The sequence below is a fragment of the Coprococcus sp. AF51-11b1 genome (genome assembly GCF_027682785.1).
GTDB lineage: Bacteria > Bacillota > Clostridia > Lachnospirales > Lachnospiraceae > Allocoprococcus > Allocoprococcus comes.
This window is the reverse complement of the sequence record NZ_JAQCZB010000012.1, coordinates 96,446-110,857: the sequence shown is the minus strand read 5'-3', so window position 1 is coordinate 110,857 and position 14,412 is coordinate 96,446. Positions and strand designations below refer to the sequence as shown.

At 44.1% G+C, this 14,412-nt stretch carries 11 protein-coding genes and 1 other annotated feature; of the genes, 9 read left to right on the top strand and 2 right to left on the bottom strand.

From position 1 onward, the window contains the following. Positions 1 to 19 precede the first annotated feature (19 nt). The 5 genes from serC to aroB all read left to right on the top strand — a co-directional run bounded on the left by serC (position 20) and on the right by aroB (position 6,141). The gene (gene serC, locus PGY05_RS12545) at positions 20 to 1,102 is read left to right on the top strand and encodes a 3-phosphoserine/phosphohydroxythreonine transaminase (RefSeq protein WP_022220362.1); all 1,083 of its coding nucleotides are present in this window, start codon (positions 20 to 22) and stop codon (positions 1,100 to 1,102) included. Between the two features lies 1 nt (position 1,103). Continuing rightward, complete coding sequence (locus tag PGY05_RS12540) at positions 1,104 to 2,264, top strand: phosphoglycerate dehydrogenase (RefSeq protein ID WP_270476046.1); 1,161 nt, start codon at positions 1,104 to 1,106, stop codon at positions 2,262 to 2,264. A gap of 454 nt (positions 2,265 to 2,718) precedes the next feature. Then, entirely contained in the window at positions 2,719 to 3,588 is an 870-nt protein-coding gene (locus PGY05_RS12535) for a shikimate dehydrogenase (protein ID WP_008374948.1), read from the top strand. Positions 3,589 to 3,667: 79 nt separating this feature from the next. Continuing rightward, positions 3,668 to 3,938, top strand: a binding site (T-box leader). Positions 3,939 to 4,040: 102 nt separating this feature from the next. Next, positions 4,041 to 5,054: a 3-deoxy-7-phosphoheptulonate synthase gene (gene aroF / locus PGY05_RS12530; RefSeq protein ID WP_008374949.1), complete on the top strand. Its 1,014-nt coding sequence runs from the start codon at positions 4,041 to 4,043 to the stop codon at positions 5,052 to 5,054. 28 nt (positions 5,055 to 5,082) lie between these two features. Next, entirely contained in the window at positions 5,083 to 6,141 is a 1,059-nt protein-coding gene (gene aroB, locus PGY05_RS12525) for a 3-dehydroquinate synthase (RefSeq protein ID WP_270476042.1), read from the top strand. A 349-nt stretch (positions 6,142 to 6,490) separates the two neighbouring features. Here the strand turns inward: aroB and PGY05_RS12520 are convergent, their stop codons facing one another. Then, a complete protein-coding gene (locus tag PGY05_RS12520) occupies positions 6,491 to 7,663 on the bottom strand; it encodes a ribose-phosphate pyrophosphokinase (RefSeq protein WP_008374954.1) in 1,173 nt (390 codons plus the stop codon). A 172-nt stretch (positions 7,664 to 7,835) separates the two neighbouring features. Here PGY05_RS12520 and der point away from each other — a divergent pair, with 172 nt between their 5' ends. The 4 genes from der to PGY05_RS12500 all read left to right on the top strand — a co-directional run bounded on the left by der (position 7,836) and on the right by PGY05_RS12500 (position 13,369). Beyond that, on the top strand, positions 7,836 to 9,164 hold the full coding sequence (gene der, locus PGY05_RS12515) for a ribosome biogenesis GTPase Der (RefSeq protein ID WP_008374955.1): 1,329 nt from the start codon (positions 7,836 to 7,838) through the stop codon (positions 9,162 to 9,164). Position 9,165: 1 nt separating this feature from the next. Continuing rightward, positions 9,166 to 9,810: a glycerol-3-phosphate 1-O-acyltransferase PlsY gene (plsY, locus tag PGY05_RS12510; protein WP_270476024.1), complete on the top strand. Its 645-nt coding sequence runs from the start codon at positions 9,166 to 9,168 to the stop codon at positions 9,808 to 9,810. 13 nt (positions 9,811 to 9,823) lie between these two features. After that, positions 9,824 to 10,834 carry an NAD(P)H-dependent glycerol-3-phosphate dehydrogenase gene (locus PGY05_RS12505; protein ID WP_195510340.1) on the top strand — a complete coding sequence of 337 codons (1,011 nt, stop codon included), beginning with the start codon at positions 9,824 to 9,826 and terminating at the stop codon, positions 10,832 to 10,834. Positions 10,835 to 10,918: 84 nt separating this feature from the next. Beyond that, the gene (locus PGY05_RS12500; protein WP_195510338.1) at positions 10,919 to 13,369 is read left to right on the top strand and encodes a cation-translocating P-type ATPase; all 2,451 of its coding nucleotides are present in this window, start codon (positions 10,919 to 10,921) and stop codon (positions 13,367 to 13,369) included. 51 nt (positions 13,370 to 13,420) lie between these two features. Here the strand turns inward: PGY05_RS12500 and PGY05_RS12495 are convergent, their stop codons facing one another. Then, the gene (locus tag PGY05_RS12495) at positions 13,421 to 14,404 is read right to left on the bottom strand and encodes a cation diffusion facilitator family transporter (RefSeq protein WP_055155642.1); all 984 of its coding nucleotides are present in this window, start codon (positions 14,402 to 14,404) and stop codon (positions 13,421 to 13,423) included. Between the last annotated feature and the right edge of the window lie 8 nt (positions 14,405 to 14,412).

The following is a 14,412-nucleotide window of genomic DNA, read 5'->3' as shown; positions in this document are numbered from 1 at the left end:
GCAGGAATGGAGGAGTAATATGAAACGAGTTTACAATTTTTCAGCAGGACCGGCAGTACTGCCGGAAGAAGTTTTACGAGAAGCAGCAGATGAGATGCTGGATTACAAAGGATGTGGAATGTCCGTTATGGAGATGAGTCATCGCTCGAAAGCTTTTGCTGAAATCATTGAAACCGCTGAACAGGATCTTCGTGATTTGATGGGAATCCCGGATAATTACAAAGTACTGTTCCTTCAGGGTGGCGCAAGCCAGCAGTTTGCAATGATTCCAATGAATCTGATGAAGAACAAAGTAGCGGATTATATTGTTACCGGGCAGTGGGCTAAAAAGGCAGCTGCCGAGGCATCCAAATATGGAAAGGTGAATAAGATCGCATCGTCCGAGGATAAAACCTTTTCGTACATTCCTGACTGTTCGGATCTGCCGGTTGATGAAGATGCAGATTATGTATATATCTGCGAAAATAATACAATTTACGGAACCAAATTCAAGGAACTTCCGAACACGAAAGGCAAGACACTGGTAGCGGATGTATCATCCTGCTTCCTGTCTGAGCCTGTAGATGTGACAAAATATGGTCTCATCTATGGCGGAGTCCAGAAGAATATCGGTCCAGCGGGTGTTGTTATCGCGATCATCCGTGAAGATCTGATTACAGAGGATGTACTTCCTGGAACACCGACCATGCTTACATACAAGACACATGCAGACGCAGGTTCTCTTTACAATACACCGCCGGCATACGGAATCTATATCTGCGGTAAGGTATTTAAATGGCTCAAAAAGATGGGCGGACTGGAAGTTATGAAAGAACGCAACGAAAAGAAAGCCAAACTGCTCTATGACTACCTGGATCAGAGCAAACTGTTCAAAGGTACGGTAGAAAAGAAAGACCGTTCTCTTATGAATGTACCATTTGTGACAGGCAGTGACGAGCTGGATGCCAAATTTGTAAAAGAGGCAAAAGAAGCAGGTCTTGAGAATCTGAAAGGACACCGTACTGTTGGGGGTATGCGTGCAAGTATTTATAACGCAATGCCATACGAAGGTGTGGAAGCCCTGGTTGCATTTATGAAGAAGTTTGAGGAGGAGAATCTGTAATATGTATAAATATTTTTGCTTAAACCCGATTTCTCCTGTTGGACTGGAGAAATTCAGTGATGACTATGTACTTGCCGGTGAGATGGCAGGAGCAGATGCGGTACTTGTAAGAAGTGCCGGAATGCATGAACTGGAATTTGATAAAGATTTAAAAGCGATTGCCCGTGCCGGAGCCGGTGTAAATAATATTCCACTGGACAAATGTGCGGAACAGGGAATCGTTGTATTTAATACACCAGGGGCAAATGCTAATGGTGTAAAAGAGCTGGTGATCGCCGGTATGCTGCTTGCATCCAGAGATATCCTTGGCGGTATCAACTGGGTACAGGAGAACGAAGAGGATGGCAATATTGCCAAAGATGCAGAAAAAGCGAAAAAAGCATTTGCAGGCTGTGAGATCCAGGGAAAGAAGCTTGGTGTGATCGGTCTTGGTGCAATCGGTGTCCTGGTTGCCAATGCGGCTACGCATCTTGGGATGGAAGTGTATGGTTATGATCCATATGTTTCTGTAGATTCTGCATGGAGACTTTCAAGAAGTATCCATCACACTAAGAATGTAGATGAGATCTACAAGGAGTGTGATTATATCACAATCCATGTACCGGCACTGGAAGATACAAAGGGTATGATCAATAAGAATGCCATCAGTCTGATGAAAGAGGGCGTTGTGATCCTGAACTTTGCAAGAGATGTACTGGTGAACAGTGAAGACATTGTGGATGCACTTGTTGGTGGAAAAGTCGGACGCTATGTAACTGACTTTCCGACACCGGAGATCGCAGGAGTGAAGCATGCGATTGTTATTCCGCATCTGGGAGCGTCAACTGCTGAATCAGAAGACAATTGTGCAAAGATGGCAGTAGAAGAGCTGAAGGATTTCCTGGAAAATGGAAATATCCGTAATTCTGTCAACTTCCCGGCATGCGATATGGGTGTAAGGGATAAGACAAGAATTACGATCCTGCACAGGAATATTCCGAACATGATCGGTCAGTTTACTGCGCTTCTGGCAAAGGATAATGTCAATATCGATGATATGACGAATAAGAGCCGTGGCAGCTATGCATATACGATGATCGATGTGGATAATGATGTGGCAGAAGACGTGGTAAAAGGTCTGGAAATGATCGAGGGTGTTCTGAAAGTCAGAGTAATTGCATAAAAAGTGACAGAGGGTGCGTTTGAAAAAGCGCATCCTTTTTTGATGCAAGGGAAGGAATCCAGGTAAACGGTCATTTTTTCAAACTGATCAGTTTTTATGATAATGAATGGGGATATACCAGTCAGATCTTCCGCCTGATTTCGCATATGTACCAGGTGGACCATGGTGTAAAATAAAACAGATTGTAAATGAAAAAGTAAAACGTATATCAGCAGTAACAGTCAGAAGCCATGAAAGAAAGAGTATCACGTGAACAAGAAGAAACGTGATACTCTTTTTGTTACATAGGAACATTCCTTCTTATTTGGTATTCAAAATTTTTCAAAATGTTTTTTCAAAGGCAGAAAATATCGTCTTTTTTATAACGATGCTTGCGTATTTTGAAAAATATGGTATGATAAAGGACAAAAGTAGCACTTTACAGTGTGAAAATGTAACGTAGGAGGAAGAGATAATGGCATACGAGATTACAGGACATACAGTCCTTACCGGATTACTGGGGAGTCCGGTAGCACACAGCATTTCCCCAATGATGCATAACGAAGCATTTCGCCAGCTGGAGCTGGATTACGCATATTTGGCATTTGATGTTGGAACAGATAACTTAAAGACAGCAGTAGATGGTCTGAAAGTCATGGGAGTCAGAGGATTCAACCTGACTATGCCTGACAAGAATCTGATGTGCTCACTGGTTGATAAACTTTCACCGGCATCTGAGATTGGTGGGGCGGTCAACACTGTTGTAAATGATAACGGTGTCCTGACAGGTTATACGACAGACGGAATTGGATTCATGCGTGCAGTCAGTGAGACAGGCGTTGATATCATTGGCAAGAAGATGACACTTCTTGGAGCGGGTGGAGCCGCAGCAGCGATTCTGATCCAGGCAGCACTTGACAAAGTAGCAGAGATTTCGGTATTCAACATCCGTGATGAATTCTTCACACGTGCGGAGAAGACAATCGAGAAACTTCATGAGAAGACAGACTGCAAGATCAACCTCTATGACTTCTCTGACCCGGAAGTCCTCAAAAAGGAGATCGCAGAAAGTGCAATTCTGGTAAACGGAACTTCTATCGGTATGGCACCGAAGACAGACAGATGTATCATCACAGATGACAGTGTGTTCAGAAAAGATCTGTTTGTATTTGATGTAATCTACAATCCGGAAGAGACGTTATTCCTGAAGAAAGCAAAAGCAGCAGGATGCCGGACACTGAACGGTCTGAATATGCTGTTATATCAGGGTGCTGCATCATTTGAACTCTGGACAGGAAAAGAAATGCCGGTTGATATTATCAAAGAAAAATATTTCTCGCGTTAATTTGCTGAAAAATGATTGACAAAGCCTATTGATTCGTGTAACATAAGCTATAGATTTTAAAAATTACATATTCTACTATCAAAATACAATGAAAAGAAGTAGTAAATATAATAAGACGTCACAGAGAGTCCTTTATCGGTGGAAGAAGGATACCGAAGATTATATTGAATTCCTCTTGGAGTAGGATACTGAATGCATTCTTTTGAAGAATTGTTAATAGGTATTTCCGGTAGCAGCCGTTATCTGCAAGGGTATAACCGTTATGAACGACGTACCTGACGAGGCAGTTGTCGTGAGACAATTGCAAAATGAGGTGGAACCACGAAGTATATAATACTCTCGTCCTCTGTTTTTACAGAAGACGGGGGTTTTTTGTTTCATAGGAAATTCCGAAGGAACTTCTAAAAGACATGTTCGATGATTAGTAGAGAGAAGAGAAAGGGAAAAAGATTATGATTATCGTATTAAAACCAAGAACAAGTGATGAAAACGTAAAACGAGTTGAGAATATGGTCCGTGCAAAGGGACTGGAAGTACATACTGTAAAAGGTGAGGATCTTACAATTATCGGCTGTATCGGCGATACGGTCCGTGTGGATCCAAAGCTTTTCGAAGTAGACTCTTCTGTTGAGAAAGTTATGCATGTACAGGAACCTTATAAACTTGTAAACCGTGCATTCCATCCGGACGATACCATCGTAGATGTATCTGGTGTCAAAGTTGGCGGCGGACATCTGGCACTGATCGCCGGACCTTGTTCTGTGGAGTCAGAAGAGCAGGTGATCGAGATCGCAAAGGCTGTTAAGGCATCCGGTGCAAATATGCTCCGTGGTGGTGCATTCAAGCCGAGAACAAGCCCATATTCATTCCAGGGACTGGGCCTTGAAGGACTGGAAATCTTATGTGCAGCAAGAGAAGAGACAGGACTTCCAATCGTGACAGAGCTGATGTCACCGGAATATCTGGAAATCTTCGATGAAAAGGTAGACCTGATCCAGATCGGTGCACGTAACATGCAGAACTATGACCTGTTAAAACAGCTCGGACAGACAAAGAGACCGATCCTTTTGAAGAGAGGACTTAATGCAACTTACGAAGAATGGATGATGTCAGCAGAATACATTATGGCATCCGGAAATCCAAATGTTATCCTCTGCGAAAGAGGAATTCGTACCTTCGAGACTTATACCAGAAATACACTGGATCTTCAGTCTATTCCGGTAGTAAGAAAACTCAGCCATCTTCCGGTAGTTGTAGACCCGAGCCACGCAGGAGGAAAATGGTGGCTGGTTGATCCGATGGCAAAAGCATCAGTTGCGGCAGGAGCGGACGGGCTGATCATCGAAGTACATAACAGTCCGGAAACGGCACTTTGTGACGGAGCACAGTCGCTGAAACCGGAAAAATATGATACACTGTTAAAAGAGATTACCGGAATCGCAAAAGCAGTCGGTAAAGAAATGTAAAAAACAGCAGCCTGGGAGGAACAAAACGATGAAAATGACGGTAGATTTAAAGGAACACAGCTATCCGATCTATATTGAAAGAGGAATTCTGAAAGAAGCAGCAGAAAGAATAGCGGAAGTATATCAGGGATCAAAGATCATGATCATTTCCGATGACAGAGTTTATTCTTATTACGGAGAAGCGCTTAAGAAAAATCTTTCTGAAAAATATGAGTGTGCGGAAACCGTGATTCCACATGGAGAACCGTCAAAAGCATTCGAAACCCTTCCGGGGGTATACAGTTCTCTTTTGGAAGCAAAGATTTCCAGAACAGACCTGATCGTTGCACTTGGCGGTGGAGTGGTAGGAGACCTTGCCGGATTTGTGGCAGCGACCTTTCTTAGAGGAATCAAGTTCGTACAGATTCCAACTTCCATTCTTGCACAGGTAGATTCTTCTGTTGGTGGAAAAGTTGCAGTCGATCTTCCACAGGGTAAGAACCTGGTAGGTGCTTTTTATCAGCCGAAGATGGTACTGATCGATCCGGATGTGCTGGAAACCTTGCCGGAGCGTTACGTGACGGATGGCATGGGGGAGGTTATCAAATACGGATGCATCAAAGACCGCAAGCTTTTTGATCTTCTGGAAAAATGTGGATGCTATGAGAATCTGAAAGAGCATTTAACCAATGTGATCGCAACCTGTGTCGATATCAAACGCCGCGTTGTGGAAGAAGACGAGTTTGATACCGGAGAGAGGATTCTCCTGAACTTCGGACATACCCTTGCCCACACCATTGAGCAGCACTTCCACTATGAAAGAGAAAGCCACGGTGAAGCCGTAGCCATCGGAATGTACCAGATCACAAAGATTGCTGAAGAGAAAGGACTCACCAAAAAAGGCGAAGCCGAGCACATCCGGAAAGTCCTGGAAGCTTATAAACTTCCGGTAAAAGCCGATGTCCCACTCCCACAGCTTACCGAAGCAATCAAGCTGGATAAAAAAACACTGAATAATAAATTAAAAGTCGTCCTTCTTCATGAAATCGGAGATTCCTATACATACCCGACCGGACAGGAATTCTTTGATGGGGATAGGACAGTATAAGTAAATACGATAAATAAGAATGCCGTAAAACCATGAAAGATATTGGTTTTACGGCATTTTAGTTAAAATGATGCAGTATTTTCAAAATAATATGATATAAAAAAGAGCTTCTTGTTTGCCAGAAAAGTAAAAATATACTAACAAACAGCCGCAAGAGAACCATAAAACAGGACAGATTCCATTTTTGTGCAATGGAGATGAGACTCAAAAATCGTGGAAGCCATTGCTGAACACGATTTTCGCTTTCAAAGGCTCATCGGAATGGTTTGCACAAAGGAAGCTGTCCTGTTTTATGGTTCTTTTGCGGCGTTTGTTCGCTAATATATCCTTACTTTCCCGCCAACAAAATTTATCTCATATTTCTCTTCGCAAGTAAATCATGAATCTTATCCGTCGGATTCATAACCGCACTAATAGATGTAGAATGATTCATCGAATCAATGATCAGTGCAAGGAACTTACTCATATCTGCTTCAATGAAATACGGTTTATCATGAAGCTGAGGAGGCAGATAGGTCAGATTGGTTGTGATCAGTCTGTCCAGATAGCCCTTTTCATAATATTCATCGAACTTGTCAAGACCTTCTGTGAAGAGACCAAAAGTAGTACATACAAATACACGCTCAGCACCGCGGTCTTTTAACTGCCTGGTAACATCCAGCATACTTTCACCGGAAGAAATCATGTCATCGATGATGATAACGGTCTTTCCATGTACATCGTCACCTAAGAATTCATGTGCAACGATCGGATTTTTACCATTTACGATGGTAGAATAATCACGGCGTTTGTAGAACATACCCATATCAACACCGAGTACGTTGGAGAAGTATACGGCTCTTTGCATTGCACCTTCATCCGGGCTGATGATCATCAGATGGTCTTTGTCTGCTTTCAGATCCGGTTCTGCTTTAAACAGAGCTTTGATGAACTGATACAGAGGGTTGAAGCTGTCGAAACCATTGAGTGGGATCGCATTCTGTACACGCGGATCATGTGCGTCAAATGTAAGAATGTTAGATACACCCATTGCGGTTAATTCTTCCAGAGCCATTGCACAGTCTAGAGATTCGCGTTTGGTCCTCTTGTGCTGGCGGCTTTCGTAAAGGAATGGCATAATTACATTTACACGGTGTGCCTTTCCTGTAGAAGCGGAGATGATACGCTTCAGATCCTGATAGTGATCATCCGGTGACATATGATTGATATGTCCGTTTACTGTGTATGTCAGGCTGTAGTTGCAGACATCCACCATAATAAAGAGATCTTTTCCGCGGATACTTTCGCCAAACATTCCCTTTGCTTCCCCCGAACCAAAACGTGGGCAACTGTTCTTTGCAAGATAAGAATCTGCTTCATAAGATGAATAGATTGCAGGATCCAGAAAATCATGCAGAGAATTTTTGCGGAACGATACGATGTACTGATCCACTTTTTCTGCCAGATCCTTGCAACTTTCCAGGGCAGCAATTTTAAGTGGTGCTGTCGGAAGAGCTTTTTCCATAAGTTCGATATTTGTCATGAGTGCCTCCTTATAATAAGCGTTTTAAGTGCTTTTTATCTAATCTTACTTATCTTTTATACCATTATTTAAAAGCAATGACAAGAAAGAGGCGTTAAAAAATTGCATTTTTTGAAGAAATCTAGTATGATATAGAAGCAGAATTCCGAATAAATATCAGGAGGAAGAAAATATGAGTAAACCAGTTGTTGCCATTGTAGGGCGGCCGAACGTTGGAAAGTCGACGCTTTTTAATGCACTGGCAGGAGAAAAGATAGCAATCGTTAAAGATACGCCGGGTGTTACCCGCGACAGAATTTATGCAGAAGTGAATTGGCTCGATAAAGAATTTACGTTGATCGATACCGGTGGAATCGAGCCGGACAGCCGTGATGTGATCCTCTCCCAGATGAGAGAGCAGGCACAGATCGCCATTGACACTGCAGATGTGATCCTGTTTATGACAGATGTAAAGCAGGGACTTGTAGATTCCGATTCAAAAGTGGCAGATATGCTCCGCCGCTCCCATAAGCCAGTCATCCTTGTTGTCAATAAAGTGGACAATTTTAACAAGATGATGCCGGATGTGTATGAATTTTATAATCTGGGAATCGGAGATCCGGTTCCGATCTCAGCATCGGAACGAATTGGAATCGGAGATATGCTGGATAAGGTTCTGGCATATTTTCCGGAAGGGGCAGGCCAGGAAGAGGAAGATGACCGTCCGAGAGTTGCAATCGTTGGGAAGCCGAACGTTGGGAAGTCTTCGATCATCAACCGTCTGATCGGAAAAGACCGTGTGATCGTATCCGATATTGCCGGAACTACAAGAGATGCCATTGACACGGAAGTAGTGCACAATGGAAAAGAGTATGTATTCATTGATACAGCAGGACTTCGCCGTAAGAATAAGATCAAAGAGGAACTGGAGCGCTACAGTATTATCCGTACAGTTACGGCAGTAGAAAGAGCGGATGTGGTCCTGGTTGTGATCGATGCGGCAGAAGGAGTAACCGAGCAGGATGCCAAGATCGCAGGAATCGCACATGAGCGTGGAAAAGGTGTCATCATCGTTGTAAATAAATGGGATGCCATTGAAAAGAACGATAAGACCACGAGGGAATATGAGCATCAGATCAGGATGGTGCTGTCTTTCCTGCCTTACGCAGAGATCATGTATGTGTCTGCACTGACAGGCCAGAGACTTCCGAAGCTCTTTGACATGATCGACACCGTTATTGAGAACCAGACACTCCGCGTGGCTACGGGTGTCCTTAACGAGATCATGACCGAAGCTGTTGCAATGCAGCAGCCGCCGTCAGATAAGGGAAAACGGCTGAAACTTTACTATATTACCCAGGTAGCGGTCAAACCGCCGACATTTGTCATCTTTGTAAATGATAAAGAACTGATGCATTTCTCTTATACGAGATATCTGGAGAATAAGATCCGTGAAGCGTTTGGCTTCCGTGGAACGTCTCTTAAATTCTTTATCAGGGAGAGAAAGGAGAAGGACAAATAAGATGGAACGTCTTGTATGTTTGCTGATCGGCTATATATTTGGTCTGTTTCAGACCGGCTATTTCTATGGAAAAACTCAGGGGGTAGATATCCGCAAGATGGGAAGCGGAAATGCAGGTTCTACCAATGCACTTCGCACCATGGGAATCAAAGCCGGAATGATCACCCTGCTAGGTGACTGCTTCAAATGCGTGATCGCAGTTCTGGTGGTCCGCGGAATTTACGGACAGTCTCACGCAGATATTTTACCGCTCCTTTCGCTGTATACAGGTTTTGGGGCAGTGCTCGGACATAATTTTCCATTCTATCTGAAGTTCAAGGGCGGAAAGGGAATTGCAGTTACGGCAGGTATGATCTTATCTACAGATATTCGGATTGCGGCAGTATGTTTGATCGTGTTTATCGTAATTGTTGCCGTGACACGTTATGTATCACTGGGATCGCTGGTGATTTCCGTACTGTTCCTTGTCGGACTCGTCGTTGACGGACAGATGGGAATGTTTGGAATGACGCAGAAGTATCTGTTTGAAATGTATGGAATCGGAGCACTTTTTGTTCTCTCTGCATTTATCCGTCACCGTGCGAATATCGGACGTCTGAGAAATGGTACAGAGAGCAAGATCAGTTTTTCAAAAAAGAAAAAATAAGAGGTAATAATTTATGGCAGAAATCGGAGTTATCGGTTCAGGAAGCTGGGGAACGGCTCTGGCCCTGGTACTGAATAAAAACGGACATCATGTAACCATCTGGTCTTATTTAAAAGAAGAAGCAGATGAGATCAGAAAAAAGCGGGAAAATCCAAGTAAGCTTCCGGGCGTTCATATCCCGGAGGAGATCGAGATCACAACAGATCTGCAGGGAAGTGTGGAAGGAAAAGATGTGGTCGTTCTTGCAGTTCCGTCTATGGCAACCAGAGCTACGGCGAAGAAAATGTGCCCGTATGTAAAGGAAGAGCAAATTTTGGTCAATGTGGCAAAAGGAATTGAAGAGGGTACTTTAAAGACACTTTCTGAGCAGATTGAAGAAGAGATTCCGCAGGCAAATGTAGCTGTTCTTTCTGGTCCAAGTCACGCAGAAGAAGTAAGCCGCGAACTTCCGACAACGGTTGTAGTCGGAGCAGAGACAGAAGAAACCGCCATTTATCTGCAGAAAATTTTCATGAATGATGTATTCCGTGTCTACACAAGCCCGGATATTAAAGGAATTGAGCTTGGCGGTTCCCTGAAAAATGTAATCGCACTTGCAGCCGGAGTTGCAGATGGACTAGGATACGGGGATAACACCAAAGCTGCACTGATCACCAGAGGAATTGCGGAGATCACAAGACTTGGTGTAAAGATGGGCGGAAAGCTGGAATCCTTTACCGGACTTACCGGAATCGGTGATCTGATCGTCACCTGTGCAAGTAAGCACAGTCGTAACCGTAAGGCAGGTGTTCTGATCGGTGAGGGAATGACGATGGAAGAAGCGATGGCTGAGGTCAAGATGGTAGTTGAGGGTGTGTATTCAGCAAAAGCGGCAAGAGAGCTGGCTGAAAAATATGAGGTATCCATGCCAATCGTGGAAAAGGTCAATCAGGTACTTTTTGAAGGCAAATCCGCAAAGGATGCGGTAAGTGAACTGATGATGCGTGACGGGCGCAGCGAATACAGTAACCTTCCGTGGGATTAAAGTTTCAAAGAAATTTCATAAAGTCTTAATGGAAAATCCTTCCGTATAGGCGTATAATGACGTGTATACAGGAGGATTTTTTGTATGAAATTCGGAAAAAAAGAAAAAGAAACACAAGAGGAAGAAGTCGTTCGCGGCGAGATCCAGCGTGTGGTTCCAGACTACCGGGTAGGTCTTAATCCCGAGCAGATTCGGATAAGGGAAGAGAATGGCTGGACCAATGATGAGGTTGCTCCACCGGGACTTACGACAAAAGAGATTGTTCATAATAATATATTTACCTATTTCAACCTGATCTTTCTGATTCTGGCGATTCTGCTGTGCCTGGTAGGTTCTTTTCGAAATCTGACATTCCTGCCGGTCATCATCTGCAATACACTGATCGGGATCATTCAGGAGATCCGTTCCAAGAAAGTACTGGATAGGCTGACCATGCTGAATGCACCGCACGCAGAAGTAATCCGTGGAGGGGTATCGCTGAATCTGGAGGCGGATCAGCTGGTTGTGGACGACATTGTTGTATTTCGTGCAGGGAACCAGATCTGTGCAGATGCGGTTGTTGAGGCTGGCGAGGTTCAGGTCAATGAATCTTTACTTACCGGTGAATCTGATGAGATCACGAAAAAGCGTGGAGACCGTCTGATGTCAGGTAGTTTTGTGGTATCAGGAAGCTGTCATGCACGCCTGGACAAGGTTGGAGCGGATTCCTATATTTCACAGCTGACTCTGGAAGCAAAAGCCATGCAGCAGGGGGAACAGTCGGAGATGATCCGTTCCCTGGACAAGCTGGTAAAAATGGTCGGAATCGCACTGATCCCGATAGGAATCATTTTGTTTGTGCAGAGTTATTTCTATAATCACGACAGCTTCCGGCAGAGTATTATCTCCATGGTTGCTGCAGTGATCGGCATGATCCCGGAAGGATTATATCTTCTTGCAAGCGTGGCACTTGCGGTAAGTGCAATGCGTCTTGCATCGAAAAAGGTATTGCTCCATGATATGAAGAGTATCGAGACTCTGGCGCGGGTAAATGTGCTTTGTGTTGACAAGACAGGTACGATCACAGAAGACAGTATGTGTGTCAGTGAAGTGGTGAAAGCCAAGGCCTATGACGAAGAAAAGATGCCGGATCTGAACCGGATGATCGGTGATTTTGTCAAAGGAATGGACGCGGATAACAGCACGATGCATGCGATGCAAGAACATTTTACAGAGCATTCAGATAAAGTGCCGGAAAAAGTGATTCCTTTTTCTTCCACGGTCAAATACAGCGGAGTAATTTTCAAAGATCAGGCATATGTGCTTGGTGCACCGGAATTTGTCCTGCGTGAGGATTATACAAAGTATCAGGGAAGAATAGAACAGTATACGTCCAGGGGGTTCCGTGTACTGGTATTTGGAAGCTATGATGGAGAGCCGGATGGTAAGCCGCTGACTGGAACGGTAACGCCGCTTGGTTATGTCCTCCTTCTCAATAAAGTCAGGGAAGAAGCGCCTGCGACTTTCAAATATTTTGCGGACCAGGGTGTTGCGATAAAAGTTATTTCGGGTGATAATCCGATCACCGTATCGGAGACTGCGAAGCAGGCCGGAATTGAAGGCGCAGAGAATTACGTGGATGCGGGAACATTAAAGACCGAAGAAGATATTGCCCTTGCGGTGAGCAAATATACGGTCTTCGGAAGGGTAATCCCGGAACAGAAAAGACAGTTTGTGCAGGCACTGAAAAAGCAGGGAATGACGGTCGCTATGACCGGTGATGGTGTTAATGATGTGCTTGCCCTGAAGGATGCAGACTGTTCGGTGGCGATGGCATCAGGAAGCGATGCGGCGGTCCAGGCGTCCCAGGTGGTACTTCTGGAATCCGATTTTTCAAGGATGCCGGAGGTTGTTCTGGAAGGAAGAAGAGTTGTCAATAACATTCAGCGTTCAGCAAGTCTGTTCCTGGTGAAGAATATTTTTTCCTTCCTGCTTGCAATTTTCTCGGCAGTCTTTATGATTACCTATCCGCTGGAGCCATCCCAGGTATCGCTGATCAGCATGTATACGATCGGTATTCCGGCATTCTTCCTGGCACTGCAGCCGAACCGGGATATCATTAAGGGACACTTCCTGACCAATGTGTTCTTAAAGGCACTTCCGGCAGGACTTACGGATGTACTTGCGGTTGGTGCGCTGGTTGTATTTGGACAGACGTTCGGAGTTGCATCCAAAGATATTTCTACGGCGGCGACGATGCTGCTTGCAATTGTCGGATTCATGATCCTTTACCGGATCTGCCAGCCGATGAATGCACTGCGTATGATCGTCTGGATCGGATGCGTGATCGGACTGTTAGGATGCAGTATCTTCCTGCCACAGTTATTTGCGATTACGGGAATGTCCAGAAAATGCATTATGCTTTTTGGAATATTCTCTATTGCGACCGAGCCGGTACTTCGGTATCTGACGAAGCTGATCGAATGGCTGAGAAAGCAGTACATAAAATTTATCAAGAATCCAATCAAAGAATTTAAAGGAAAAGCTGCCGTTTAAGGCAGCTTTTCTTGGAAAATGAGTATTTTTAAAGAATAAGGATCAGATAATTCAGTCTGCAAATTTTGCATTCTGATCCACTTCTTCCGACTGGTTTACGATATGATTGGTCAATGCCTCATCATCCGTGGTAAACACAATATCCGGCAGAAGTTCAAAATAAAAATCCGTATATTTTTTCGCAAGAGCCTGGATACAGAAATTCTGTACAATCTTAAACCGGGTAATGGAAACCAGATCTTTGTCAAAGGTGATGTAAACACTGATCCAGAGCTTTCTTCCGGTACGGAGAATGTCATAGTAGAGTTTTTTGTAACCATAGGCATTTAGGACAGGTTCGATCGTTTCTTTAATTTCATCAACAGTCTCTTCCTCCGGCGGGATCAGGAACAGATCCCGAAGTCCGGTTATTACCGTCTTTATCGGCGTCGGCAGCATAAAGATGGACAGGGTGACGGTAATGATCTGGTCAAGATAAGGTGTTATGGGTCTGAACCATGGAAAAGGCAGCAGAACCGGAAGAAAGAAGGCAATTGCCATACCGAAAGAGGCAATACTGTCGATCTCCCAGCCTTCCATTTCCATTGTGATCAGTGGGGAATCCATCAGACGATTCTTATATTTGAGATAAATGGATACGGTAATTCCCAGAAAAAATGCAAATAATTCAAACCAGGCAATGGTATCAAAAGCGACTTTTCTGCCACCATGGATCATGATTTCGATATTGTTCAGGATCAGCCCGACGGTAACGCCAGTCATGGTAATGCCCTTGACAACGACAAACATAGATTCAATCTGCATATAACCGAACGGGTGCTTTTCATTGGATGGCTTGTAAAGTAGCGGAATCAGAAAAAGCGACGGCAGGAGCATGCAGAACTCGACTCCGTCATAGATTGCGTCCAGAAGAACTGCCTGGGAACTGGTGTAGATTGCCATGACGATCTCAACGATAACGAAAAACAGATTCCCGTACAGGGAGACAGACATGGCTTTTTTTTCTCTTTTTTGTGCTTTTCTTCCTACGTGCATAGGATACC

What these genes read in the sequence shown, in the direction of transcription:
- serC (WP_022220362.1), top strand. Translation starts at nt 20, where the DNA reads ATGAAACGAGTTTACAATTTTTCAGCAGGACCGGCAGTACTGCCGGAA.
- PGY05_RS12540 (WP_270476046.1), top strand. Translation starts at nt 1,104, where the DNA reads ATGTATAAATATTTTTGCTTAAACCCGATTTCTCCTGTTGGACTGGAG.
- PGY05_RS12505 (WP_195510340.1), top strand. Translation starts at nt 9,824, where the DNA reads ATGGCAGAAATCGGAGTTATCGGTTCAGGAAGCTGGGGAACGGCTCTG.
- der (WP_008374955.1), top strand. Translation starts at nt 7,836, where the DNA reads ATGAGTAAACCAGTTGTTGCCATTGTAGGGCGGCCGAACGTTGGAAAG.
- aroF (WP_008374949.1), top strand. Translation starts at nt 4,041, where the DNA reads ATGATTATCGTATTAAAACCAAGAACAAGTGATGAAAACGTAAAACGA.
- PGY05_RS12495 (WP_055155642.1), bottom strand. Translation starts at nt 14,404, where the DNA reads ATGCACGTAGGAAGAAAAGCACAAAAAAGAGAAAAAAAAGCCATGTCT.
- PGY05_RS12520 (WP_008374954.1), bottom strand. Translation starts at nt 7,663, where the DNA reads ATGACAAATATCGAACTTATGGAAAAAGCTCTTCCGACAGCACCACTT.
- PGY05_RS12500 (WP_195510338.1), top strand. Translation starts at nt 10,919, where the DNA reads ATGAAATTCGGAAAAAAAGAAAAAGAAACACAAGAGGAAGAAGTCGTT.
- plsY (WP_270476024.1), top strand. Translation starts at nt 9,166, where the DNA reads ATGGAACGTCTTGTATGTTTGCTGATCGGCTATATATTTGGTCTGTTT.
- PGY05_RS12535 (WP_008374948.1), top strand. Translation starts at nt 2,719, where the DNA reads ATGGCATACGAGATTACAGGACATACAGTCCTTACCGGATTACTGGGG.
- aroB (WP_270476042.1), top strand. Translation starts at nt 5,083, where the DNA reads ATGAAAATGACGGTAGATTTAAAGGAACACAGCTATCCGATCTATATT.